The sequence below is a fragment of the [Flexibacter] sp. ATCC 35208 genome (assembly GCF_001975825.1).
Lineage (GTDB): Bacteria > Bacteroidota > Bacteroidia > Chitinophagales > Chitinophagaceae > Chitinophaga.
Genome location: NZ_MTKN01000029.1, coordinates 12,416 through 33,782, shown reverse-complemented (window position 1 = coordinate 33,782; position 21,367 = coordinate 12,416). Strand labels below are relative to the sequence as shown.

At 44.0% G+C, this 21,367-nt stretch carries 24 protein-coding genes; 10 read left to right on the top strand and 14 right to left on the bottom strand.

Annotation, left to right across the window (positions count from 1 at the left end; all coding sequences use genetic code 11):
• Window positions 1–11: 11 nt before the first annotated feature.
• Window positions 12–494 carry a cyclic pyranopterin monophosphate synthase MoaC gene (gene moaC / locus BW716_RS18740; RefSeq protein WP_083724778.1) on the top strand — a complete coding sequence of 161 codons (483 nt, stop codon included), beginning with the start codon at window positions 12–14 and terminating at the stop codon, window positions 492–494.
• Window positions 494–1,072, top strand: coding sequence for an NTP transferase domain-containing protein (locus BW716_RS18735; protein ID WP_235643849.1), 579 nt, complete (start codon window positions 494–496; stop codon window positions 1,070–1,072). Before moaC ends, BW716_RS18735 begins: the two co-directional genes overlap by 1 nt.
• On the opposite strand, the gene BW716_RS18730 is transcribed toward BW716_RS18735, so the two are convergent.
• Complete coding sequence (locus tag BW716_RS18730; protein WP_083724774.1) at window positions 1,047–1,463, bottom strand: molybdenum cofactor biosynthesis protein MoaE; 417 nt, start codon at window positions 1,461–1,463, stop codon at window positions 1,047–1,049. The genes BW716_RS18735 and BW716_RS18730 overlap by 26 nt on opposite strands.
• A gap of 11 nt (window positions 1,464–1,474) precedes the next feature.
• Entirely contained in the window at window positions 1,475–1,705 is a 231-nt protein-coding gene (locus BW716_RS18725; RefSeq protein ID WP_083724864.1) for a MoaD/ThiS family protein, read from the bottom strand.
• Window positions 1,706–1,745: 40 nt separating this feature from the next.
• Here BW716_RS18725 and BW716_RS18720 point away from each other — a divergent pair, with 40 nt between their 5' ends.
• The 3 genes from BW716_RS18720 (at window position 1,746) to BW716_RS18710 (ending at window position 4,588) form a co-directional block, all read left to right on the top strand.
• A complete protein-coding gene (locus BW716_RS18720) occupies window positions 1,746–2,108 on the top strand; it encodes a hypothetical protein (RefSeq protein WP_083724772.1) in 363 nt (120 codons plus the stop codon).
• Between the two features lie 3 nt (window positions 2,109–2,111).
• The gene (moaA, locus tag BW716_RS18715; RefSeq protein WP_083724770.1) at window positions 2,112–3,077 is read left to right on the top strand and encodes a GTP 3',8-cyclase MoaA; all 966 of its coding nucleotides are present in this window, start codon (window positions 2,112–2,114) and stop codon (window positions 3,075–3,077) included.
• A gap of 377 nt (window positions 3,078–3,454) precedes the next feature.
• Window positions 3,455–4,588: a PepSY domain-containing protein gene (locus tag BW716_RS18710; protein ID WP_083724768.1), complete on the top strand. Its 1,134-nt coding sequence runs from the start codon at window positions 3,455–3,457 to the stop codon at window positions 4,586–4,588.
• 141 nt (window positions 4,589–4,729) lie between these two features.
• Here the strand turns inward: BW716_RS18710 and BW716_RS18705 are convergent, their stop codons facing one another.
• The 5 genes from BW716_RS18705 to BW716_RS18685 form a co-directional block, all read right to left on the bottom strand.
• Window positions 4,730–5,803 carry a HesA/MoeB/ThiF family protein gene (locus tag BW716_RS18705; protein WP_083724766.1) on the bottom strand — a complete coding sequence of 358 codons (1,074 nt, stop codon included), beginning with the start codon at window positions 5,801–5,803 and terminating at the stop codon, window positions 4,730–4,732.
• Between the two features lies 1 nt (window position 5,804).
• Window positions 5,805–6,350, bottom strand: a complete 546-nt coding sequence (locus BW716_RS18700; RefSeq protein WP_083724764.1) for a GNAT family N-acetyltransferase — start codon at window positions 6,348–6,350, stop codon at window positions 5,805–5,807.
• A gap of 104 nt (window positions 6,351–6,454) precedes the next feature.
• Entirely contained in the window at window positions 6,455–7,726 is a 1,272-nt protein-coding gene (serS, locus tag BW716_RS18695) for a serine--tRNA ligase (RefSeq protein ID WP_083724762.1), read from the bottom strand.
• 144 nt (window positions 7,727–7,870) lie between these two features.
• Window positions 7,871–9,535 carry an NAD+ synthase gene (locus BW716_RS18690; RefSeq protein ID WP_083724760.1) on the bottom strand — a complete coding sequence of 555 codons (1,665 nt, stop codon included), beginning with the start codon at window positions 9,533–9,535 and terminating at the stop codon, window positions 7,871–7,873.
• Window positions 9,536–9,719: 184 nt separating this feature from the next.
• Window positions 9,720–10,403, bottom strand: a complete 684-nt coding sequence (locus tag BW716_RS18685; RefSeq protein ID WP_083724758.1) for a porin family protein — start codon at window positions 10,401–10,403, stop codon at window positions 9,720–9,722.
• A gap of 68 nt (window positions 10,404–10,471) precedes the next feature.
• On the opposite strand from BW716_RS18685, the gene BW716_RS18680 reads away from it, so the two are divergent.
• Both BW716_RS18680 and BW716_RS18675 read left to right on the top strand, forming a co-directional pair.
• Complete coding sequence (locus BW716_RS18680) at window positions 10,472–11,521, top strand: hypothetical protein (RefSeq protein WP_083724756.1); 1,050 nt, start codon at window positions 10,472–10,474, stop codon at window positions 11,519–11,521.
• Between the two features lie 443 nt (window positions 11,522–11,964).
• Entirely contained in the window at window positions 11,965–12,261 is a 297-nt protein-coding gene (locus tag BW716_RS18675) for a helix-turn-helix domain-containing protein (RefSeq protein ID WP_083724754.1), read from the top strand.
• Here the strand turns inward: BW716_RS18675 and BW716_RS18670 are convergent.
• From BW716_RS18670 to BW716_RS18645, 6 genes are all read right to left on the bottom strand, one after another.
• Window positions 12,236–13,996 carry a c-type cytochrome gene (locus BW716_RS18670; RefSeq protein WP_143708900.1) on the bottom strand — a complete coding sequence of 587 codons (1,761 nt, stop codon included), beginning with the start codon at window positions 13,994–13,996 and terminating at the stop codon, window positions 12,236–12,238. The two genes, BW716_RS18675 and BW716_RS18670, sit on opposite strands and share 26 nt — an antisense overlap.
• 90 nt (window positions 13,997–14,086) lie before the next feature.
• Window positions 14,087–14,473, bottom strand: a complete 387-nt coding sequence (apaG, locus tag BW716_RS18665; RefSeq protein WP_072364286.1) for a Co2+/Mg2+ efflux protein ApaG — start codon at window positions 14,471–14,473, stop codon at window positions 14,087–14,089.
• A gap of 119 nt (window positions 14,474–14,592) precedes the next feature.
• Window positions 14,593–14,919 (bottom strand): DUF4157 domain-containing protein, encoded by a 327-nt coding sequence (locus BW716_RS18660; protein WP_083724750.1) that lies wholly within the window; start codon window positions 14,917–14,919, stop codon window positions 14,593–14,595.
• Between the two features lie 140 nt (window positions 14,920–15,059).
• Complete coding sequence (locus BW716_RS18655; protein WP_083724748.1) at window positions 15,060–15,980, bottom strand: DUF5777 family beta-barrel protein; 921 nt, start codon at window positions 15,978–15,980, stop codon at window positions 15,060–15,062.
• A gap of 34 nt (window positions 15,981–16,014) precedes the next feature.
• Window positions 16,015–16,563: a YceI family protein gene (locus tag BW716_RS18650; RefSeq protein ID WP_083724746.1), complete on the bottom strand. Its 549-nt coding sequence runs from the start codon at window positions 16,561–16,563 to the stop codon at window positions 16,015–16,017.
• A 33-nt stretch (window positions 16,564–16,596) separates the two neighbouring features.
• The gene (locus BW716_RS18645; protein WP_083724744.1) at window positions 16,597–16,968 is read right to left on the bottom strand and encodes a hypothetical protein; all 372 of its coding nucleotides are present in this window, start codon (window positions 16,966–16,968) and stop codon (window positions 16,597–16,599) included.
• 317 nt (window positions 16,969–17,285) lie between these two features.
• On the opposite strand from BW716_RS18645, the gene murF reads away from it, so the two are divergent.
• Window positions 17,286–18,566 carry a UDP-N-acetylmuramoyl-tripeptide--D-alanyl-D-alanine ligase gene (gene murF, locus BW716_RS18640; RefSeq protein WP_083724742.1) on the top strand — a complete coding sequence of 427 codons (1,281 nt, stop codon included), beginning with the start codon at window positions 17,286–17,288 and terminating at the stop codon, window positions 18,564–18,566.
• Between the two features lie 404 nt (window positions 18,567–18,970).
• Here the strand turns inward: murF and mce are convergent, their stop codons facing one another.
• Window positions 18,971–19,372 (bottom strand): methylmalonyl-CoA epimerase, encoded by a 402-nt coding sequence (gene mce, locus BW716_RS18635; protein WP_083724740.1) that lies wholly within the window; start codon window positions 19,370–19,372, stop codon window positions 18,971–18,973.
• A 100-nt stretch (window positions 19,373–19,472) separates the two neighbouring features.
• Between mce and BW716_RS18630 the strand changes: the two genes are divergently transcribed.
• Both BW716_RS18630 and BW716_RS18625 read left to right on the top strand, forming a co-directional pair.
• On the top strand, window positions 19,473–20,687 hold the full coding sequence (locus BW716_RS18630; RefSeq protein ID WP_083724862.1) for an IscS subfamily cysteine desulfurase: 1,215 nt from the start codon (window positions 19,473–19,475) through the stop codon (window positions 20,685–20,687).
• A 120-nt stretch (window positions 20,688–20,807) separates the two neighbouring features.
• A complete protein-coding gene (locus BW716_RS18625) occupies window positions 20,808–21,248 on the top strand; it encodes an iron-sulfur cluster assembly scaffold protein (RefSeq protein WP_083724738.1) in 441 nt (146 codons plus the stop codon).
• The last annotated feature ends 119 nt before the right edge of the window (window positions 21,249–21,367 follow it).

The window sequence follows — 21,367 nt, the reverse complement described above, 5'->3', positions numbered from 1 at the left end:
TTTATTCTATTATGAGCAATGATTCAAGTAAACAGGGTTTTTCTCATCTGAATGCAGCAGATCAACCTACTATGGTGGATGTAAGTGGCAAGATGGTGACGGAAAGAATTGCGGTTGCAGAAAGCAGGGTCTTTTTGCCAGAGGTGATCCGGCAGCAATTCAGTGGAAGTGATATTCATACAAAGAAAGGTGCAGTGTTTCAGACAGCGATCATAGCTGGTATTATGGCGGCGAAAAAAACGCCTGATCTGATACCTCTTTGTCATACTTTATTGCTCGAAGGTTGTAAGGTAGATATCACTTTGGAAGGAGAGGAAGCAGTGGTGAGATGTACGATCAAAACTACCGGCAGAACAGGTGTGGAGATGGAAGCACTGACGGGTGCAAGCATTGCAGCATTGACGATCTATGATATGTGCAAAGCTTTCTCTCATGGTATGGAGATCAGGCAAACAAAATTGATCAGTAAAACAGGTGGTAAAAGAGATTTCTGATGTCAGGTTTATATGGATTGATATTATGTGGCGGGCGAAGCCTGCGCATGCAGCAGGATAAGAGCCAGCTGGATTATCATGGGTTGCCGCAATGGCAATATTTGTATCAGTTGCTGAAGCCACTGACGGAGAAAGTATTTCTTTCCTGTCGTGCAGATCAGGTGTTGGAGACTGAGCTACCTGTCATTATTGATAGTGTAGGTGATGCTGGTCCGGCAACCGGGATATTGAGTGCACATGCAGCTTTTCCGGAAAGCGCATGGTTGGTATTGGCGTGCGATCTGCCGTTGATCAGTGCGCAGAGTTTAGAATTGCTGATAGCATCAAGAGATATGAGTAAAGAAGCAACTGCCTTTATCAGTTCATTCAAACAATCACCGGAACCATTGATGACGATATGGGAGACCGCAGGATTAAAAAGGTTAGATCTTGAAAAAGGATGTCCGCGCAAAACATTGCTGAAAGCGGAGATCGCATTGATTGAAAATCCATTTGCCATAGAGCAGTTTAATGCAAATACACCTTCGGAAAGAGAAGAAGCCATGCGCGCTATTATGGATGCGCAGCTACCCAGATAGCACCATCTTCGAAGAATTCTTTTTTCCAGATAGGTACTGTTTGTTTTAATGTATCGATGGCGTATTGACAGGCTTCAAAAGCAACGGCCCTGTGAGGAGCCGCAGCAGCAATGACTACGACCGTTTCGCCGGGAGTTTTTTCACCTGTGATGTGGAGGATGGCGATGCGGTGAATGCCAAATGCTGAGATAGTATACTGTGCAATCTTTTCCATTTCAGAAATAGCCATCGGCTCATAGCACTCAAAGAATAATTTCACGACTTTCTTCCCTTGTGTTTCATTCCGCACATTACCCACAAACAGCACTACACCACCGCAATCCGGTGATTCCACAAAGTCCAGTGCCTGCTGCACATTTATATCAGGTGCTATGTGTACAAGGAAGTTCATATTGACATTTTTCAGCCGCCACTTACGGGAGGTATTACAGCAATCTCATCGCCGGGTAATAATGGTTGTTCATCATTTGCATATACTTTATTCACAGCTATCATCAAGGAGCGTAATTCACGCAGCGAAGGATATTGTGCATACAACCATTCTTTCAGTGTTGCTACGTCAGCAACGCCTGTAGTGGTGATAGCCCCTGCCCCGGCAATATCTTTTGCAATACCAAATAATAACACACGCATAGTTATAGATAAAGCTACGATAATGTAGTAATTTACATACATGAAAATAAGAATTCGCGGGAACAGTATCCGCTACCGGTTGGATAAACAAGATATTGCTACACTGCAGGAAACGCAGCAGGTAGAAGAGATCACTACGATTGGCGCCGGTACCCTGCAATTTTCTATACATGCAAAAGGGGAAGCGCCGGCCATTGCCCTGAATGCAAATGGGGTGCAATTGTTTTTGCCTGTAACACAGGTATCCGGGTGGATCACCACTGAGCAGGTAGGTTTTAAGCATGAGTTGCCAAATGCTGATGGCTCTGTACTACACCTGCTTATAGAAAAAGATTTTAAATGTCTGACCGAAAGAGATGAGGATGAAAGCCAGGCTTTCGAGAATCCTGCGCAGAGTTGCTAAATTATGTTGACAGACGCACATAACCGTATTATCAATTACATCAGGCTGGCAGTGACTGATCGCTGTAACCTGCGATGTACCTATTGTATGCCGGAGCAGATGCAGTTTTTGCAAAGGCGGGAACTACTCACCAATGAGGAGATCCTGACCCTGATGCGTCCATTGGCAGCAGCGGGGATTGATAAGTTACGGATTACGGGGGGAGAGCCTTTCCTGCGGAAAGACCTGCTGCCATTGTTAGCGTCATTAAAAACACTCATTCCCGAGATTTCTATTACGACCAATGGGGTGTTGACCCAACCTTATATTCCCCAACTAAAAGAGATAGGCATCCGGAAAATCAACCTGAGCCTGGATACTTTGCAAAGAGACCGTTTTCAGCAAATCACGAGGAGGGATCAGTTTCCTGCTGTGATGCAGACGTTGAACAGTTTGCTGGAACATGATATGCAGGTAAAACTGAATGTCGTGATCATGGATGGGGTGAATACAGATGAGCTACAAGCCTTTGCAGAACTGACGAAACAAATGCCGCTGTCTGTGCGGTTTATTGAAGAAATGCCATTCAATGGACAGGGACATGCTTTTTCAGGTAATCAATGGCATTACCTGCGCATCCTGGATGCTTTGCAGGAATACTATTCTTTGGAGAAATTGCCAATCCAGCCACAGGCGACAAGTATTAACTACCAAATACCTGGTTATCAAGGGCAAATAGGCGTAATCCCTGCTTATAGCCGTACCTTTTGTGGTACTTGCAACCGACTTCGCATTACACCTACGGGTGGGTTGAAAACCTGTCTGTATGGAGGTGATGTACTGAATGTAAGAGATTTACTCCGTAGCGGAGCCGGCAGTGAATTGATGTTACATGAGATTCGGCATGCACTTGGGCACAGAGCAGAGAATGGGTTTGAGGCGGAGCGCCAGAACCAACATTGGGATAGTATGTCTGTGATTGGAGGGTAAGGATGTTATGCCTTACAGGTATAGATGTTTATCCCTTATAGATAGAGATATTATCCCTTACAGATAAAGGTATTATTCCTTATAGGTGTAGATATTATCCCTTATAGATAAAGGTATTATTCCTTATGGATAAAGATATTATCCCTTACAGATAAAGGAATTATTCCTTATAGGTGTAGATATTATCCCTTATAGATAAAGGTATTATTCCTTATGGATAAAGATATTATCCCTTACAGATAAAGGTATTATTCCTTACTGGTATAGATATTATCCCAATTAGATAAAGATATTTTCCCGATTTGAGCTACTAATGGTCTTCTCCTGCTGTAATTTGTGGGCAATCTGATGGTCGCTTTCCCCACAGGTATCTGATAATGAAGAAGTTAATAGGCTGGTTACATCTCTGGCTGGGGCTTGCCTCAGGGCTGGTGGTTATTGTGGTTGCACTCAGTGGCAGCCTGTTAGTGTTTGAAGACGAACTGGAACACCTTTTTCAACCCTCTCTTTTTAATGTACAGTCCCCCTCAGGTGCCGAAAGAATGTCGCTGGACGTACTGGCAGCGATGGTACACGATAAATACCCGGATTATAAACCGAATAATATTGAAATTCAACCTGAAGCAAACAGCACCGTCACTTTTTACCTGAAAAAGGGGAAAGAGAAAGGGAAGCTGCTGATGGTGGTAACAAATCCTTATAGCGGAAAAATTATTTATACAGGTGCGCAGGATAAGCGATTCTTTGTGGTGGTGAAGAACCTGCACAGACACCTGTGTATGGGAGAAGCAGGTAAACTGATCACAGGTATTTCCTGTAGCATGTTTGCACTGATCATCATCAGTGGATTGATCCTCTGGTGGCCCAAAAAGAATACCCGCAAGCAACGAATGAAAGTGAAGTGGAATGCCAGCTTCAAGCGATTGAACTGGGACCTGCATGCCGTATTTGGGTTTTATATTCACATAGTTATTTTCATCACTGCACTGACAGGGTTGGTGTGGAGTTATAAATGGGTGAATAACCTGTTGTTCTATGCATTTGATGGCAAGCCACAACAAAAGATAGAAGCGCCTGTGAGCAAGCCGGAAAAGGCCAATGACATTGCATGGCTGGACAAAATATTCACAGAAACAAACCAACGACTCACTTATAATGGTATTGTAAATATACGTTTCCCGGAAAAGAAAGATCAGGCAGTGAGTGTGGGAAAAGAGAATACAGACAGGATCACCACGCACATTGTAGACGTACTTTATTTCCAGGCAGGAAGTGGTGCATTTGTAGGTGATAAGTTATTTGCAAATGATACAAAAGGTACGCAGGCAAGAAGAATAGTCTATCCTATTCACACAGGAGGATTATTTGGCTGGCCGACCAAGATACTCGCATTTATCTGCGCGCTGATAGCTGCATCACTACCGGTAACGGGATTCCTGATCTGGTGGGGAAAGAAATCGAAGAAACCTGTGGTCAAAAAGCCTCTACAACAAAAGGCAGTTAGTATTTAAAATAAAACCTTCATGAAAGAGGGTATTCTCCAACGGGGAATGAAAACCATTTTCAAATAAAAAGCCCCTTCAAAAAAAAGCGGTTAGTATTTAAAATAAAAAACGAGCCGGTATCAAAATCAGATACCGGCTCGTTTTTTATTAATAAGTGTTCATATTGTCGTCTATTTCGTAAGCCCAGGCATGTATACCACCTGTTACATTATATACTTTAGGAAAGCCGGCAGCATCCAGTTGTTGTGCAATCATCATACTTCTCATACCATGGTGGCATAGTACAGCTGTAGGAACATCTTTTCTCAGTTGCGGAAGCACCCCGCCTACCATACGCATAGGTATAAAAACTGCTTGCGGCAGTTTACATATTTCCCATTCATCAGGTTCTCTTACATCGATCAGTTGTACCTGTTTTCCTTCTTCCAGCCATTGGTGTAATTGCTGTACGCTGAGGTGTTGTACACCACCTGTATCGCAGGGGATATCGTATTCTTCCATGAGTGTAGTAATAGGTTGTCTGACAGGTTTGAATTGAAATACCTGGTGAATATTGTTGAGTGTATCGATGGTCAGTAACTGGTTACTCAATGGTTCTCCTATGCCACAAATAATCTTGACGGCTTCATTGGCCTGATACGTACCGATGATGCCTGGTAATACACCTAATACACCGATATCACTGCAATTCTGCATCGTACCTGGTGCTGGTGGTTCAGGGAAAAGACAACGATAGGTAGCGCTTTCTTTATAGTTGAATACACTTACCTGTCCTTCATATTTATGAATAGCGCCGTATACAAATGGTTTGTTCAATAGCACACAGGCATCGTTCACAAGGTAGCGTGTACCGAAGTTGTCAGAGCAGTCGATGATCACATCGTACGATGCAAAAATTGACAACGCATTACCTGGTGACAACCAGGTATCGTGTGGTATGAATTCAACTTCAGGATTGAGTTGCTGTAAACGTTTGATAGCCGTGAAGAGCTTGGACTGGCCTTGTTCTGCGGTGTGGTATAAAACCTGTCTTTGCAGGTTGGTAATAGAGATCGTATCGTGTTCTACAATACCGATCTTCCCTACACCCATGGCCGTTAGGTATTGCAATACAGGTACACCTAATCCACCTGCACCGATCACTAAAATAGCAGCGTTGTGCAACAACGCTTGTTTGGCAGGACCAAATCCTTCCAGTTTCAAATGTCTGTCATACCGCATGTTACAATGGCTTTACTCTTTTCGACATCAGGATATTATCCACATAAGTTCCGTCTGGCTGGCGAACGCCTTTAGGCATGCGACCATATTCCATAAAGCCAAAGTTACGGTATAACTGAATCGCTCTTTCATTATTTGCGAGTACGCTCAACTGAATGATTTCCAATTGCGGATGTTGTTCTGCCCACCGTGTGGCAGCAGTCATCATTCTCCTTCCTATGCCCATGTTCCAGTAGCTGTGGAGAACGCCGATACCCAGATTACAGAGGTGAGCTTCTTTCGAAAAGGTGTTCTGCCGAATGGAGAGGGTACCTATCGGGTGCTTGCCGGCGAAGGCTAATAACAGCAGGTCTTTGGCATCTCTGGAAAAAGAGAGGATAAAATCTCTTTCATCTTCCACCCTCCAGGAAGCTGCTTCCTCGCGGGTATAAAGCAGGAAATCTGTTTCGCTGATTAACTGGCGGAAATAGGATAGGAGCACCGGCGCATCGTCCGGTACGGCCTGGCGGAGTTCCAGGATTTGACCATTGGGAAGGAAATGCTGCATATGAGGTACAAATGTAATAAGAATTCAAAGGGGCCTGAAAATAAAAAAGCCTCTGCCTTAGGCAGAAGCTTTTCTATATAGAATTTTGGCCAATGGCCTGTTAGTTATGCAATCTTGTCGCTACCAAAATAAGATCTCAGCACTTCCGGAATCACGATCCCTTCTGCAGTCTGGTTGTTTTCCAGAATACAAGCCAGTATACGTGGCAGTGCCAGGGAACTACCATTCAGGGAGTGAACCAGCTGAGGTTTTCCACCACCATCTTTGAAACGGATCTTTGCGCGGTTAGTCTGGTAAGATTCGAAGTTAGATACAGAGCTTACTTCCAGCCATTTTTGCTGTGCAGTGCTATATACTTCGAAGTCGTAGGTGAGGGCAGAGGTAAAGCTCATATCGCCACCACAGAGGCGCAGAATGCGGTAAGGCAGGTTCAGGGACTGAATCAGCCCTTCTACATGTGCCACCATTTCATCCAGTACTTCGTAAGATTTCTCCGGGTGCACAAGCTGTACCAGTTCTACTTTGTCAAACTGATGCAGGCGGTTCAGACCACGTACATCTTTACCATAAGAACCTGCTTCACGACGGAAACAAGGTGTATACCCTGTCATGCGCACAGGCAGATCTGTATCTTTCAGGATCTCATCGCGGTAGATGTTGGTAAGCGGTACTTCGGCCGTTGGGATCATGTAGAACCCATCTTCGCCAATGTGGTACATCTGACCTTCTTTGTCTGGCAACTGACCGGTACCATACGCAGAAGCTTCGTTGACCATATGCGGCACCTGGTATTCGGTATACCCCTTGCTGATGTTATAATCCAGGAAATATTGGATCATAGCACGCTGTAAACGGGCACCTTTGTTTTTGTAAACAGGGAAACCGCTACCGGTGATCTTATTACCGAGTTCAAAGTCGATGAGGTCGTATTTTTTAACCAGGTCCCAGTGAGGTACAGCACCTTCGTAGAGAGAAGGGATGGTACCACCTTTGCCTGTTTCCAGGTTTTCTTCCGGGGTTTTGCCGGGAGGAACGATGGCAGCAGGGAGGTTAGGGAGTTGTACCAATGTATCGTGCAGGGCCTTTTCAGTGGCGATCAGTTCTTCATTGATAGGCTGTAATTTCTCTTTTAATGATGCTACTTCCGATTTGCGCAGATCAGCAGTATCTTTCTGACCCTGAGCCATCAGTTTACCGATTTCTTTTGAAGCGGAGTTAACCTGGGCTTGGGTTTCATCATATTCCAGCGTCAGCTTTTTGCGCTTGTCATCCAGTGCCAGTACTTCATCAACGATCTGGGTTTCTTTGAAATTTTTCAAAGCCAGACGTTCCAATACCAGTTCTTTGTTTTGACGAATGAACGGAACTTGTAACATTGTACGATCAATTAAATTTTGCCAAAGATAATAAAAGATATTTCATGCCTTGCCGCGGAGTAAGCATCAAAAAACCTCTTCCACCTTCGGTAGAAGAGGTTTTTTGACTTTGCGGGGCCTGCGGCCGGCCTAAATGCCAGGCTACTAACTCAGGTATTTCCCCACTATCGGTACCCTTCTACCTACTCCAAATGCCTTCGACGACACCCTGATAATAGGACAGAACTGGTTCCTCTTATACTCATTATTATTCACCATTTTAAGCGTACGCGCTACCAGTGCAGCATCAAACCCCTGTGCGATGATCTCTTTTGGCCCTTGTCTGCGCTCTATGTATTGATAGAGTATTTTGTCCAATACTGCATAATCAGGCAAACTATCGCTATCCTTCTGGTTTGGACGCAACTCTGCTGAAGGGGCTTTGTCAATAATATTCTGAGGGATGATCCCGCTATTCCTGTTGATGTACCTGGCCAGTGCATACACCTGCATTTTGTATACATCACCCAATACTGACAGGCCACCGGCCATATCACCATACAGGGTGCCATAACCTGTGGATAACTCACTCTTATTAGAAGTGTTCAACAGGATATAACCGAATTTATTCGACAACCCCATCAGGAGATTTCCACGAATACGGGATTGCGTGTTCTCTTCCGCTACATTGAATGGCAGCCCTTGGAAGTAAGGGTTCAGGGTTTGCAGGAAGGTTTCGTAAATATCATTGATGCGAATGATGTCGTATGGGTTATCTAAATTCTTAGATAAAGCCACGGCATCATCTACTGAATGCTCTGTTGAATAAGGAGACGGCATCAGGATTGCACGTACATTTTCCTTACCTAATGCCTCTACTGCCAGGGCCAAGACCACTGCGCTGTCAATGCCACCGGAAGAACCCAGGATGGCTTTTTTAAAGCCCATCTTCCGGAAGTAATCTTTGATACCCAGTAAGATCGCTTCATAAATGCGATCTATGTTGTGTTCGAACAACAACTCCGTTACAGGCACATATGGTTTTACGGGATGAGCAGTCGTAGCCAGTTGCAAAGGTTCCAGCTCCAAACCGTCGATTGCCTCTGTGAAATAGGGGAATTCCTTGGCGATATTTCCCTGTGCATCGAAGATGAGGGATCCACCATCGAATACGATTTCAGTCTGAGAGCCTACAGTGTTACAGTAGAACATGGGCAGTTTGTACTTGCGTACATTGGCGCGGATAATCTCTTTGCGATCTTCGTCATGATCGTAGTCAAACGGAGATGCGGAGAGGTTGATCATCACATCCGGCTGTTGCTCCATGAGCTGATCCATAGGACAGATACGGTAGAGCGGGTTGTTGCCCAGGTTCCAGATATCTTCGCAAATGGTGACAGCGAGTTTCTTTCCTTTGAACGGAATAACGTTCCAGGAGAAGGATGGCTCGAAATAACGGTATTCGTCGAATACGTCGTAGGTGGGCAGCAAGGTCTTGTGAATGATCTGTTTTACCTCGCCTTCGTACAGGAACCAGGCCGCGTTGAAGAGGTCTTTGCCCTCTGTTGCCGGGTTACGGCAAGGGCCACCTACCAGCACGGCTATATTTTGAGTATGCGCTTTGATGGTGTCAATAGCAGCATAGCATTGTTGAATAAAGTCTTCGAATTCCAGAAAATCTCTGGGAGGGTAGCCACTGACACAGAGTTCAGAGAAGACTACGAGGTCTGCGCCCTGCGCTTCGGCTGTCTTGATCCCATTCAGTATCTGCTGGGTATTCCATTCGAAATTGCCTATGTGATAGTTTTGTTGAGCCAGAATAATTTTCATCTGTAATAGCGTTGGACTGACACAAATTTCCTGAATTTTATAACAAAAACGAGCGTGTATCAAAAGAAAGATACACGCTCGTTTAATTCGGATACCTGATAGCGCCCATTACTATGCATGAGCTGTACAGGAGTTTAATTTATTTATGAAACAGTGCGAATGGCCTGCGGCCGGCCTATCACCACTAAAAGAATAATCCTAATTTCAACGCTATGCTATTCATATTCACCTTCCCATCATTCCACTTAGCATTTCTCGTCACATCGATAAACCCATTCCTGTAATCCAATCCTACCAATCCGGTCAGATTCTCTCCCAATGGATATTCTACACCAGCACCCACCAGTAAGCCAATGTTCACTGGTTGTAAGTCTCTCAGTACATTCACTTTGTCATACGTCTGGGTCAGACTCACTACATCTGCACGACCTCTTACCGGAAAACTCACATAAGTACCGAACTGACCAAAGATACTCATCCCCGGTGCTGTTTCCGCCTTGAGTTTCAGTGCCAAAGGCACTTCTATATAAGTGGCTTTGATATTATATTCAGCAGGGTTCGCCTTATAATCATCCAATCCTTTTCCCGCATCATATTTCAGTTTGCTACCCGCAGTGGTAATCTGTAAACCGGTAGCAAAGGCATAATGCCCTGCCTCATCCAACAGGAAATCGGCCATCACACCGAAACTAATACCTAACCGACCAGCATTTCTATCTACTCCTGATTCCTGTGGAACCAGCAGTGATACGGTTGGATCCAGCCGAAATCCCAGCCTTACCCGGTGCTCCCTTATAGAATAATTACGTTGAGCATTGCTTATCAATGCTATATTTAATAGGAAGATCACCAATAATGCCTTTCTCATGATAATTTTATCTTTTTTTTAATACAAGGTATATAATATTTTTACCGCTCAGTAGTTTAAGTAGAAGTATGCAAAATAAGACTAATAAATTAACCGGTATTTGTCAGCAGATAATCTCCTATGTTCTCTTATTGCTCTGCCTGACAGCATGTACACATAAAAACGTGCCAGATGTAAGTAAAATTGCCATCAGTGTACATATTGACCGTTTTGATCAGGCGTTGGACAAGTTGGATACGACAAATGTCACCTCCTCCTTACAGCAACTGGAGCAAAAATATCCTACATTTTTGCCCAGTTATATCGAGCATATCATGAATTTCGGTCCTTATTCCGATACCGGCCGACTGGTGTTATTGCAGACCAAAATGCTGGTGGGTAATAAGGATTTCCGGCTTTTGCAGGATTCTATCAATGCCCATTTCCCTGATGTAAAGAAAATTGAAGACGAACTGGCGCAGAGCTTTAAGTTCATCAAATATTACTTCCCCAATTTCCAGCCGCCTACCAAAGTGGTGACTTTCAGTTCTATGATCAGCAATTATGGTGCGGTCACCGTCGATTCTACTTTAGGTATCGGACTGGATATGTACCTGGGAGCAAATTTTCCTGTTTATGGTTTACTGCCGGATTATCCGGGGTATATGGTGAGAAAGTTTTCACAGGAGAATATAGTGCCTAACTGTATCCAGGTGTTGGCACAGCAATTATATCCGGGTGGTCAGCCGGGCGATAAACTGGTGATTCAGTTGGTGAATGCGGGCAAACAGCAATACTTTACAGAACAGGTGCTGCCTTATACTGACGATAGTTTAAGACTGGGTTATACTGGTGAACAGGTAAAATGGTGCCTTGACAATGAACAGATGATCTGGCAGTATTTTGTACAGCAGGATCTCCTGTACAAATCTGACTGGCAGAATAATATGCATTATATGAACGATGGCCCTTCTACCCAGGGTATGCCGGAAGGCTCTCCTGGCAGGATCGGTGCTTTTGTAGGCTGGAGAATAGTGCAGGCATATATGAAAGCGCATCCAAACGTGACCTTACAACAACTGATGGATAATAAAGATGCCATGGGCATCTTCCAGCAATCCAAATACAGACCTAAGTAAAAAATATGCATGAAAGAGGGAATTCCTCAACGGGGAATGAAACCATTTTCAGGAAAAAAAATAGCGGTGGTGCTGAAAAATCAGCTTCCACCGCATTGCTAGCTCAACGTAAAAAATAGATACCGGATTGGGAAGAGTCCAGCCTTCCGGCTAAAAACTACTATGTATTGGAAAAAAATGAATTCCTTTTAACCCAATACCGATGCTATTCCATTGATAAAAAAGAGGGCTGAAATAAAAATTTCAGCGCCTGTAGCATACCAGTTTAACCCCAAAAAATGCTTTGCTTATTCCCCTTTTTATGATGTTGTTTGTGTCTCTTCTGTTTGTTTGTGATACAAATATATGGTGAATAATTAAAAAAAGTACACTATAATATACATATCACAATAACACTTGTATTATTGAGTTGATTATAGTAAACTTAGTTTGTTAATTGCACCATGGCTAAAGAAAAGAAAGAACCCAAAAAGAAGGCGGTTCTGGGTCATTTTGATCACGACATTTTCCTCGAAGAATTAGGAAAACGCATAAAATTTCTTAGAAAAGACAAAGGATTTAGGTCTTACGAGACCTTTGCCTATGATATTGACATCTCCCGTGTTGGAATGTCAAGATACGAATCAGGCAAGTTTGATGATATTCGCCTCAGTACATTACTCAAGATAATTGATGGTCTTGAAATGACACCGCAGGAATTCTTTGCAGAAGGTTTTACCGTGACGAAGACGCAGGAGTAACCCGTTCCTTCTTTACCATATCAGCAGTGACCGTTATTTCTTCATTGTTGAACCGATCCTTGATATATGCCACGATCGATGCCACCGATTGATCATCCAGAAATGCGGCATGGGCAGGCATCACCCCATCAAAAGTTTTCCCATTCACCGTGATCTTTCCTTTCAATCCATTCAGTACGATATTGATCAATTGTTTTTTATCACCAGCCAGGTATTGCGAACCGGCCAATGGTGGATACCGGTTATTATCGCCTTTTCCATCCCGCTGATGGCAGGTAGCGCAATAAGAATCGTATAACATTCTGCCATGCATTTCATTACCCTTGCCCACCATATCCAGTACAGGATCTGGCACCTTTATATAAGTACGTGATTTTCGGGTTTCCATCGCAGTAAGTTGAGCAGCGTTGAATGATTTTTTACTTCCAGTATACATTACCCGCCATATCTTCCCTTTGTTGGATTCTGCTATGTACAGCGAGCCATCGGGGCCGGTAGCGAGGCCCATGGGGCGATAGCGGGCATCGCTGGTATTGAATACGGTATCTGTGTCAGTAAAGCCATCTGCAAATACTTCCCATTTACCTGTAGGGGCACCTTTTTCAAAAGGTACAAAGCATACGATGTAACCGGCTTGCGGATAGGGTGCCCTGTCTGTAGAACCATGGAATGCTACGAAGCACCCGTTTTTGTATCTCTCCGGAAACTGATCGCCTTCGTAAAATAACAGGTCCATTGGCGCCCAGTGACCGGGAAAACCAAAGATGGGGATCGCAAAACTATCTGCTCTTGCGGTGATCTTTCCATCCCCTCCATAGCCGGGAGCCAGTATATTTTTGCCCTGCATATGATCGAAGTAGGCATAAGGCCAGCCGAAATTGGACTGAGGGGTTACTTTCAATAAAGGTTCCGAGGGCAAAACTGCTGCCTGCCAGGCAGAAAAGACACCGGGATAGCGGTTATGAAAGTTGTCCATGCCATTCATGGCTACATAAAGGGTATTGTCAAAAGGGCTCCAGGCAAGTCCTAAGGCACTACGAATACCAGTGGCATATAGTTCCCCATCAGCTTGTGTCTGCCCTGTTTTATTGGCATCGAAACGCCAGATACCACCATGTCCTTGCAGGTCTGGTGCAGGATCTAATCCTTTGCCACCCGGCATACCGCCGGGACCTGCGGTATTGATATCCTGTGCAGCATCGGTAGGTGCTCCGAATGGAACATAAATATGGCCATCATGATCAAAGACCAGTGGCTTGGCGCTGTGCCAGTGTTTAAAGAGTGCGGTATCTGTATCGGTGATGATGGTATCAGTTTTGCCTTCAGGAATGAGTTGGCCGGGAGTGAGCTTTGTACGCAATACATATTTCACTGTCGAGAAATACAGGTAACCGTTATAGATAGACATGCCTGCAGGCAATCCTCCTTCATCCTGATAATCACCAAAGTAAGCCACTACATCCGCTTTCCCATCTCCATCCTTATCACGCAATGCCACTGTGCCACCCCGGCCTTCCAGCTGTTCATTGTAAGCGAGTTTCACATATATATCCCCATTGTCATTCACGGCCAGGTGACGGGCAGGACCTATGCCTTGTGTAACTGTAACGGCAGCAAAACTATCAGGTAAAAAGAGGCCTCCATTATCCGGGTCAGGTGTAGGCAGGGTAGTATGTACAATAGTTTGTTTACACTGGGTAAGCACCAGCAATAGCAGGAGAAAGGAACGAGACATGATATCTTGATTTTGGTAGACCTGTTCGAACAAAAAAGATATCATGGCAACAGCTTGCCATGATCAATAAGACCTGTGTTAATCAGTAAATCAATTTAGCTTAAAGGGTACAATCATTTGAAACTCCGGGATTTTAACCTCGAACAGCTTCTTGTTGAGTTGATTCTCCATCTGGTAGGTACCATACATCTTGCCGATCTCTGTACGCAGGTTAGAACCTGATACGTACTGGTAGCTTTCGGTAGGGGCTAGTAGCGGCTGTACACCTACTACGCCTTCTCCTTCTACTTCGCGATGAGTACCGTTGGAGTCAATGATGTACCAATGACGGCGCAATAACTTTATGGGAAAGGTATTATTGTTTTCAATGGTGATACGGTAGGCGAACATAAACTCACTTCCAATCGGATTTGAATAATCCGGTTGATAAAATGTTTCCACGCTGATGGTGATTCCGTCTGTTACTTTTTTTACCATAGAACACCTCCGTTTGACGTAAAAATAAGCAAAATAAATCCAGTGTTATCAAAAAATATAAACTGATACGGACTTTAACAATTTCTTGCAAATTTAACAAACAACTGTATTTCAACCACTTAACTAAACACCACCCGATTTACGATCGCAGTATTCTTCTCTGCGGCCCGGGCCGCCACCTCAAAACGGTTGGCGTAGTACCCCACTTTTTTACATTCCCAGAGATAATGCCAGAGAAAACGGAGCAATCCCAGCTCCTGATATTGCATAATGTGGCATACTTCGTGGCGCACCCACCATGGGTGTCGCAAAAATTCCTTGCGGGTTACACCATGGAGATGGATGGTTTTTCCAATCACCATGGCCATATTCTGGCTGTTCATCCGGCGGGCAGCCAGACGAGCTATCCAGGAATCCTCTTTGATATGGCAGACAATTTTTTCCATTGCACTATAAAAATACGAATCAATTTTATACCTCCCTCGCAGGCGCAAAAATCTTGCACAGCCAGCGTCTCACCCTTATAAACACAAAATGCTTTTGCCATGGGCAAAAGCATTTTGTGTCCGGAAGTTATATGAATTTTTTACAGTGAAAATCTTCTGGATATATTGAATCCCCATCTGAACTGTCCCTGCAACCAGGAGGTAGTGGTTTCAGGTATAAACTGATTTTCCAGTATAGCAGTTGAGTTGGTGAAATTGATATGGAATACGTGTCCGCCAGTTTCGATTTCCAATCCTACTGAGAGTGGGTTGTACAATTCGCGGCCCCTGTTTTTGAAATAATCTTTCGTTTCCTGACTGCGGAACGGATAGAAATATTCTACCAGCAATGCCATGCGGTTGGTGAATTTCAGGCGTCCACCGCCGCCTATTGCAAATACATCATTCTCGTCCATGTACGTGACCCGGTTGCGGTGTACCAATGTTGGTAACAGTGCCAATGACAGGCTACGATTGAATTTACGGCCGATGATCACCTGTCCTGTATAAGAAACACGGTCACTGAATTTATCAAAATAAGCAGCATCCGATTTTACTGTGCTGGATGTAGCACCACTTGCTACTGCATTACCAAATAGGGTAACGGTTACGGGTACATGGTCATCAGTAGTCTGTGTGATCAGCTGGTACTTGGCCAGGCCTTCATACAGCTGTGTAAGGCCACCAGAGCCTTTGGAGCGGGACAGACCTACCATGAGGCGATCTGTAACACCATATTCAAATGCGATACGGATATCAGAAGAGTTATCCAGCCCGAAAGCTGTTTTGCCACCACCGAATTCCCCGCCGATGTCACCAAAGCGGTGATCTACGCGAAAATCCAGTTCATGTTTTTTGAGGGTTTCAATAGAATTGCCCTGAATGATACGGGTTGATTTGAATGTCGCAATCACGGGTTCATGCTTCTTAGCGCTATCCTGAAACATATTTGCCAGATCATCCTGCGCAAAGGTGCTCAGGCTGTAGCAACAGCCGAGCAATAACAGATATATTTGCTTCATAGAAGAGTTGTGTTGTTGTGTTGTTTTAAATGGTTCAGGACGCAGGGGAATAGGCTCCTTTTACAGTCACTTCTATTACTTCTGCAATGTTTTTGACAACGAGCGTAGGTACTTTGATCTTGTGATCTACCAACCTGACATTGAATTTGGCATCGAGGGTTGGTTTACCGTCTTTGACGATGATGGTGCCTTTTTCGCGATACACTTTATCTACGCCATGCATGTTCATTGTTCCTTCTACAGTTACAGGATAGGTGCCATCCTTGTGCAGGTCAGGTATTTCCAGAATTTTACCTTTGAATTCTGCGGTTGGATACTTGTCACTCTCGAGATAGTTTTCGTTAAAGTGTTCTTCCATCAGTGTCTTTTTAAATTTAAAAGTATTGATGGCGACTTTGAAGTACACAGCGCCTGTTTTTTCATTGATAGCAGATACGGCTTTGTTGGTTACAGCATCAATGTCTTCCATGGGTGTAGCGGAAAAGAAAGACAGGGTTGTGTTCTTGCAGGAATAAACATCCTGGGAGTTGGCGCGAAGCTGTAACAAGAGCATGGTTGTCAACAGCACAATGCAATGTTTCATTGTTTTACTTTTTTAGGATTTTTGAATAGTAACTTATTCGGGCATTCCATGCGATATCCAGCAGTCGATGGAATCTTTCATGCCCTGACTCAGTTTTGAAGAGCCGGGAGGCATATCGGCATCTGCACCTGTTACACGTGATTTCCAGAGGGCTTCATTACTGGTGATGTAACCTTTGATACCACTATAAGTAGTGAAATCGGTAGATGCAGTAGAACCGGTGCCTTTGTGACATCCTCTGCTGGTACATTTATCTGAAACAGCGGTCAGAATGTAAGCGGAGGTGATGACTGCGGTGTCGCATGCAGTGACGGTGATTCCTGAGTCGGGAGCTGGTGCTTTTTCGGCAGTACATCCGTACACGAGCAGGCTAAGTAATAACACTGGCAACGCGAGTGTTTGCATGGGTCTTTTCATTTGGTCATACAATAGCTGGTTTTGTCCAGCCAGGTCTTTTAATATGGTTGAGTGATGGTTATTTGAGTGTCGATATGGTTATATGTTGGAACAAATATAGAAGATATATTTATAAATAATATTTTATTTTTCACGGGAATTTTGGGGGGATTTTTGCGGTATAATGCCTGTGGATTGCCCCTGATTTTAGGCAGGTTTCCGAAAAAAATGCAATTCATTTACAGTAATTTCATTTTTTCAAATAGCAGACAAATGCCCCACCAGGGCATATAGCAAATAATTTTTATTAAGTTACATTTGTTTTTATGAACATAGCGCAGTTATACGAAGTTTACCGTAATCATCCATCTATACAGACTGATACACGCCAGCTCAAACAGGGCGATATTTTCTTCGCGTTGAAAGGTCCCAATTTTAACGGGAATACCTACGCAGCTGCGGCATTGGAAAAGGGTGCTGTACTCGCCGTGATAGATGAAGCTGAATTCAATACGCAGCCGGACAAAATGATGTTGACAACAGATGTGCTGTCTACCTTACAGCAACTTGCGTTACATCACCGGAAACAATTGAATATTCCTTTCCTCGCCATCACCGGTACGAATGGTAAAACTACTACCAAGGAACTGGTAAGCACGGTACTGGCGGCAGCGTTCAAAACAACCGCTACTATTGGGAATCTGAATAATCATATTGGTGTGCCACTCACGATTCTGCGTATTCCTGCGGATGCTGAGATTGCAGTGATTGAAATGGGTGCGAATCATGAACATGAAATTGAAGCATATTGTAAAATTGCATTGCCAACGCATGGCATTATTACTAATATCGGAAAGGCCCACCTGGAAGGGTTTGGTAGTCCGGAAGGCGTACGTCGTGCAAAAGGTGAGTTATATGATTTTCTGAGAGCAAACGAAGGCACTGTGTTCCTGTGCAACGAATATCCATATCTTGTAGAGATGAGTAAGGGTATTCCACAGGTCATTACCTATGGACAAAAAGGTGCTACTTACACAGGTGATCCTATTGCCGACACTGCACTGCTGAGTGTAAAAGTAACAAGCGATACAGCGACCGGATTGATCCCCACACAACTGGTAGGCGCCTATAATTTTCCGAATGTAATGGCTGCTGTAGCTGTAGGTTTATACTTCAATATTCCGGGAGAAACAATACGGGAAGCCATTGCTGGCTATGTGCCTTCCAACAACCGTTCGCAGGTGATTAAACAGGGTAGTAATACTGTGATTATGGATGCGTACAATGCGAATCCTTCCAGTATGAAGGCGGCGATTGAAAACTTTGCAGGTATTGAAGCTGCACAAAAAGTATTGCTGTTAGGTGGTATGATGGAGTTGGGTGCGGATAGTGTAGAAGAGCACCAGGCGCTGGTCGATTTATTGCAGCGAACTCATTGGCATGCAGTCGTATTAGTGGGTGGCGATTTCAGTAAAGTAAAACATCCTTACATATTCATGGAAAACTCAGCAGCAGCAGCGGAATGGCTGAAGCAGCAGGAGTTTACAGATACGTATATATTAATCAAGGGATCGAGAAGTATGGGCATGGAAAAGGTCATTCAGTAAGTTCTTTATTTATCTATTCCTGCTCCGGCGGGAATAGATCTTTCTATAAAAAAAGAGACCTGCAAGCTAAAAAGCCCGCAGGTGTTCATAACCTATGCCAACTTTAGAGTATTTTGAATATACCTCCCACATTCATTTTCCAATGAATTGGGTAGATACAATATGTTTAAGGTAATTATTAGTGGTAGTCTGTTGCTTTTTGTTGTGCATTTAAATTCTTAGGTATATTAAGCTCGATCATTTACATTTCCCGAACATTCCCAAGCTATAAGTTCTAACAAATATTATTGATGATTGTTTAAATAAAAAAAGTTTTTCTTTTTGAAATTAACGTGTCTGCTACAGTGTCTGAGAAATATCTACGTAACCAGATAAAAGGTGGATTTTAAAAAACTGGAAATTTTTTAAAATATTTCCTGACACAGTTCTACAAGTACACCACTGGTATCCCGGGGATGTAAAAAACAAACTAATTTATTGTCCGCGCCCTGCTTTGGTATTGGATTTAGTAAGGTAAAGCCTGCTGCAGCAAGGCGAGCCATTTCTGCATGAATATCCGCTACATCGAAGGCGATGTGGTGCATACCTTCTCCTTTTTTTTCCAAAAAACGCGCAATCACACTTTCGGGGTTTGTTGGTTCGAGTAATTCTACTTTGGTTTCGCCTTTTTGAAAGAAAGCGGTCCTGACGGCCTCGCTATCTACCTGCTCCTGTTTGTAGCAGGAAGTGTTGAGCAGCGCCTCAAACAGGGGAATAGATTTTTGTAACGATTGTACAGCAATACCTATATGTTCGACTTTCAGCATGTTAGGCAAATTAACACAAAATGGCTAAATCTCCTTCGCAACGAATTCGTACCTTGATGATAGCAATTCGTTAGATTTGTAGTATAAACTTTTGTGTATGTTGCAACTGCCTGTGTATCTTGATAACAATGCTACTACGCCCCTGGATCCAAGGGTGCTGGAAACGATGCTTCCGTTCTTTACACAGCATTTTGGCAACGCCAGCAGCCGTCATCATGCATATGGCTGGGCTGCAGAAGCTGCGATAGATCTGGCCAGGGAACAGGTAGCTGCCCTTATAGGAGCCGATCCGAAAGAAATCATCTTCACTTCCGGCGCTACGGAAGCCGATAACCTGGCCCTGAAAGGTGTATTTGAAATGTACGCGGACAAAGGGAACCATATTATTACTACCGAAGTAGAACATAAAGCCGTACTCGATACCTGCAAACACATTGAAAAGTTGGGCGCATCTGTGACCTACCTGAAGGTGAATGAGGAAGGTATGATCGACCTGAAAGAACTTGAATCAGCTATTACTGCTAAAACGATTATTGTAGCTGTAATGTACGCCAACAACGAAATTGGGTCTATCAATCCTATCCGGGAGATCAGTGCCATCGCCAAGCGTCATGGCGTACTCATGATGAGCGACATTACCCAGGCTGCGGGCAAGGTGCCCGTGAATGTGACAAAAGACGGTATTGACCTGGCTGCATTTAGCGCACATAAATTATATGGTCCTAAAGGCATCGGTGCATTATATGTACGTCGCAAATCACCCAGAGTGAAGGTAACTGCGCAAATGGACGGTGGGGGACATGAACGTGGGATGCGCTCCGGTACCCTGAATGTGCCTGCTATTGCAGGGTTTGGCAAAGCCTGCGAACTGGCCATGCAGGAAATGGAAGAAGAAGGAAAAAGGCTGGGAGCCATGCGCGATAAGCTGGAAAATGCGTTATTACAACTGGAAGAAACATATGTAAATGGTAGCCGCGCACACCGCCTGCCACATGTAAGTAACATATCATTCAGATATGTAGAAGGAGAAGCCCTGCTGATGGGCTTTGGCAAGGAAGTCGCTTTGTCTTCCGGGTCTGCCTGTACATCAGCATCGCCTGAACCTAGCTATGTGCTGAAAGCTTTGGGATTGGGAGATGACCTTGCACATTCTTCCCTGCGCTTTGGATTGGGAAGATTCACCACTGAAGAAGAAATAGATTTTACTATTAATGCTGTAACAGCAACCGTGAACAGACTGCGCGAAATCAGCCCCCTGTGGGAAATGTTCAAGGAGGGAGAGGACATGAATGCGATCGAATGGTCGCATCAATGACAATACGGAAAAATCTGGCCGTAAGATTGCTATAAACCAACTATAAAACGGCCAGACAGAGGCCTAAATACAGTGACCTGTGGCATGCCTCTGGATTATGAATGCTTTATACTTATGCTTATGTCTTACGCTGAAAGAGTACTGGATTACTACAACAACCCCAGGAACGCCGGCACGCTGGACAAAAATTCCCAGCATGTAGGTACCGGGTTGGTACACGTCTCGGAATACGTAGATGTTGTAAGGTTTCAAATCGAAGTAAACCCTGTCACACACGTGATCAGAGACGCACGCTTCAAGACCTTTGGCTGTGGGTCAGCGATTGCGTGTTCTTCTATCACTACTGAATGGATTAAGGGGAAAACAATTGAAGAGGCTTTCCGGTTAGATCATATGGAGATCGTGGAAGCATTGAGTTTACCTCCTTCTAAAATTCATAGTGCGATTTTGACGGAAGATGCGGTGAGGGCTGCCATCAATGATTATCGGTTTAAGAATGGGATGGAGCCTGCGGTAGAAGAATATGAAGAACCAGCTGACTATTACGACGAAAGGGATTGATTGATTTTATCATCCTGCTTATGTAAACGACCGGAGCGCCTCCGGTTGGAAAAACTTTCTCTCTTATCCAATAAAATTTTGATTTAAGCGCTATATACATGGCGCAAAAAATGCTTTTG

Bases quoted from the DNA above. Each gene is read 5' to 3' on its own strand.
- BW716_RS18625 (WP_083724738.1), top strand. From the start codon at position 20,808: ATGTCTTACGCTGAAAGAGTACTGGATTACTACAACAACCCCAGGAAC.
- BW716_RS18720 (WP_083724772.1), top strand. From the start codon at position 1,746: ATGAAAATAAGAATTCGCGGGAACAGTATCCGCTACCGGTTGGATAAA.
- BW716_RS18660 (WP_083724750.1), bottom strand. From the start codon at position 14,919: ATGGAAAAAATTGTCTGCCATATCAAAGAGGATTCCTGGATAGCTCGT.
- mce (WP_083724740.1), bottom strand. From the start codon at position 19,372: ATGCTGAAAGTCGAACATATAGGTATTGCTGTACAATCGTTACAAAAA.
- BW716_RS18675 (WP_083724754.1), top strand. From the start codon at position 11,965: ATGGCTAAAGAAAAGAAAGAACCCAAAAAGAAGGCGGTTCTGGGTCAT.
- BW716_RS18710 (WP_083724768.1), top strand. From the start codon at position 3,455: ATGAAGAAGTTAATAGGCTGGTTACATCTCTGGCTGGGGCTTGCCTCA.
- moaA (WP_083724770.1), top strand. From the start codon at position 2,112: ATGTTGACAGACGCACATAACCGTATTATCAATTACATCAGGCTGGCA.
- BW716_RS18705 (WP_083724766.1), bottom strand. From the start codon at position 5,803: ATGCGGTATGACAGACATTTGAAACTGGAAGGATTTGGTCCTGCCAAA.
- apaG (WP_072364286.1), bottom strand. From the start codon at position 14,473: ATGGTAAAAAAAGTAACAGACGGAATCACCATCAGCGTGGAAACATTT.
- BW716_RS18645 (WP_083724744.1), bottom strand. From the start codon at position 16,968: ATGCAAACACTCGCGTTGCCAGTGTTATTACTTAGCCTGCTCGTGTAC.
- BW716_RS18685 (WP_083724758.1), bottom strand. From the start codon at position 10,403: ATGAGAAAGGCATTATTGGTGATCTTCCTATTAAATATAGCATTGATA.
- BW716_RS18680 (WP_083724756.1), top strand. From the start codon at position 10,472: ATGCAAAATAAGACTAATAAATTAACCGGTATTTGTCAGCAGATAATC.
- serS (WP_083724762.1), bottom strand. From the start codon at position 7,726: ATGTTACAAGTTCCGTTCATTCGTCAAAACAAAGAACTGGTATTGGAA.
- BW716_RS18655 (WP_083724748.1), bottom strand. From the start codon at position 15,980: ATGAAGCAAATATATCTGTTATTGCTCGGCTGTTGCTACAGCCTGAGC.
- BW716_RS18650 (WP_083724746.1), bottom strand. From the start codon at position 16,563: ATGAAACATTGCATTGTGCTGTTGACAACCATGCTCTTGTTACAGCTT.
- BW716_RS18735 (WP_235643849.1), top strand. From the start codon at position 494: ATGTCAGGTTTATATGGATTGATATTATGTGGCGGGCGAAGCCTGCGC.
- BW716_RS18670 (WP_143708900.1), bottom strand. From the start codon at position 13,996: ATGTCTCGTTCCTTTCTCCTGCTATTGCTGGTGCTTACCCAGTGTAAA.
- BW716_RS18725 (WP_083724864.1), bottom strand. From the start codon at position 1,705: ATGCGTGTGTTATTATTTGGTATTGCAAAAGATATTGCCGGGGCAGGG.
- murF (WP_083724742.1), top strand. From the start codon at position 17,286: ATGAACATAGCGCAGTTATACGAAGTTTACCGTAATCATCCATCTATA.
- BW716_RS18700 (WP_083724764.1), bottom strand. From the start codon at position 6,350: ATGCAGCATTTCCTTCCCAATGGTCAAATCCTGGAACTCCGCCAGGCC.
- BW716_RS18690 (WP_083724760.1), bottom strand. From the start codon at position 9,535: ATGAAAATTATTCTGGCTCAACAAAACTATCACATAGGCAATTTCGAA.
- BW716_RS18730 (WP_083724774.1), bottom strand. From the start codon at position 1,463: ATGAACTTCCTTGTACACATAGCACCTGATATAAATGTGCAGCAGGCA.
- moaC (WP_083724778.1), top strand. From the start codon at position 12: ATGAGCAATGATTCAAGTAAACAGGGTTTTTCTCATCTGAATGCAGCA.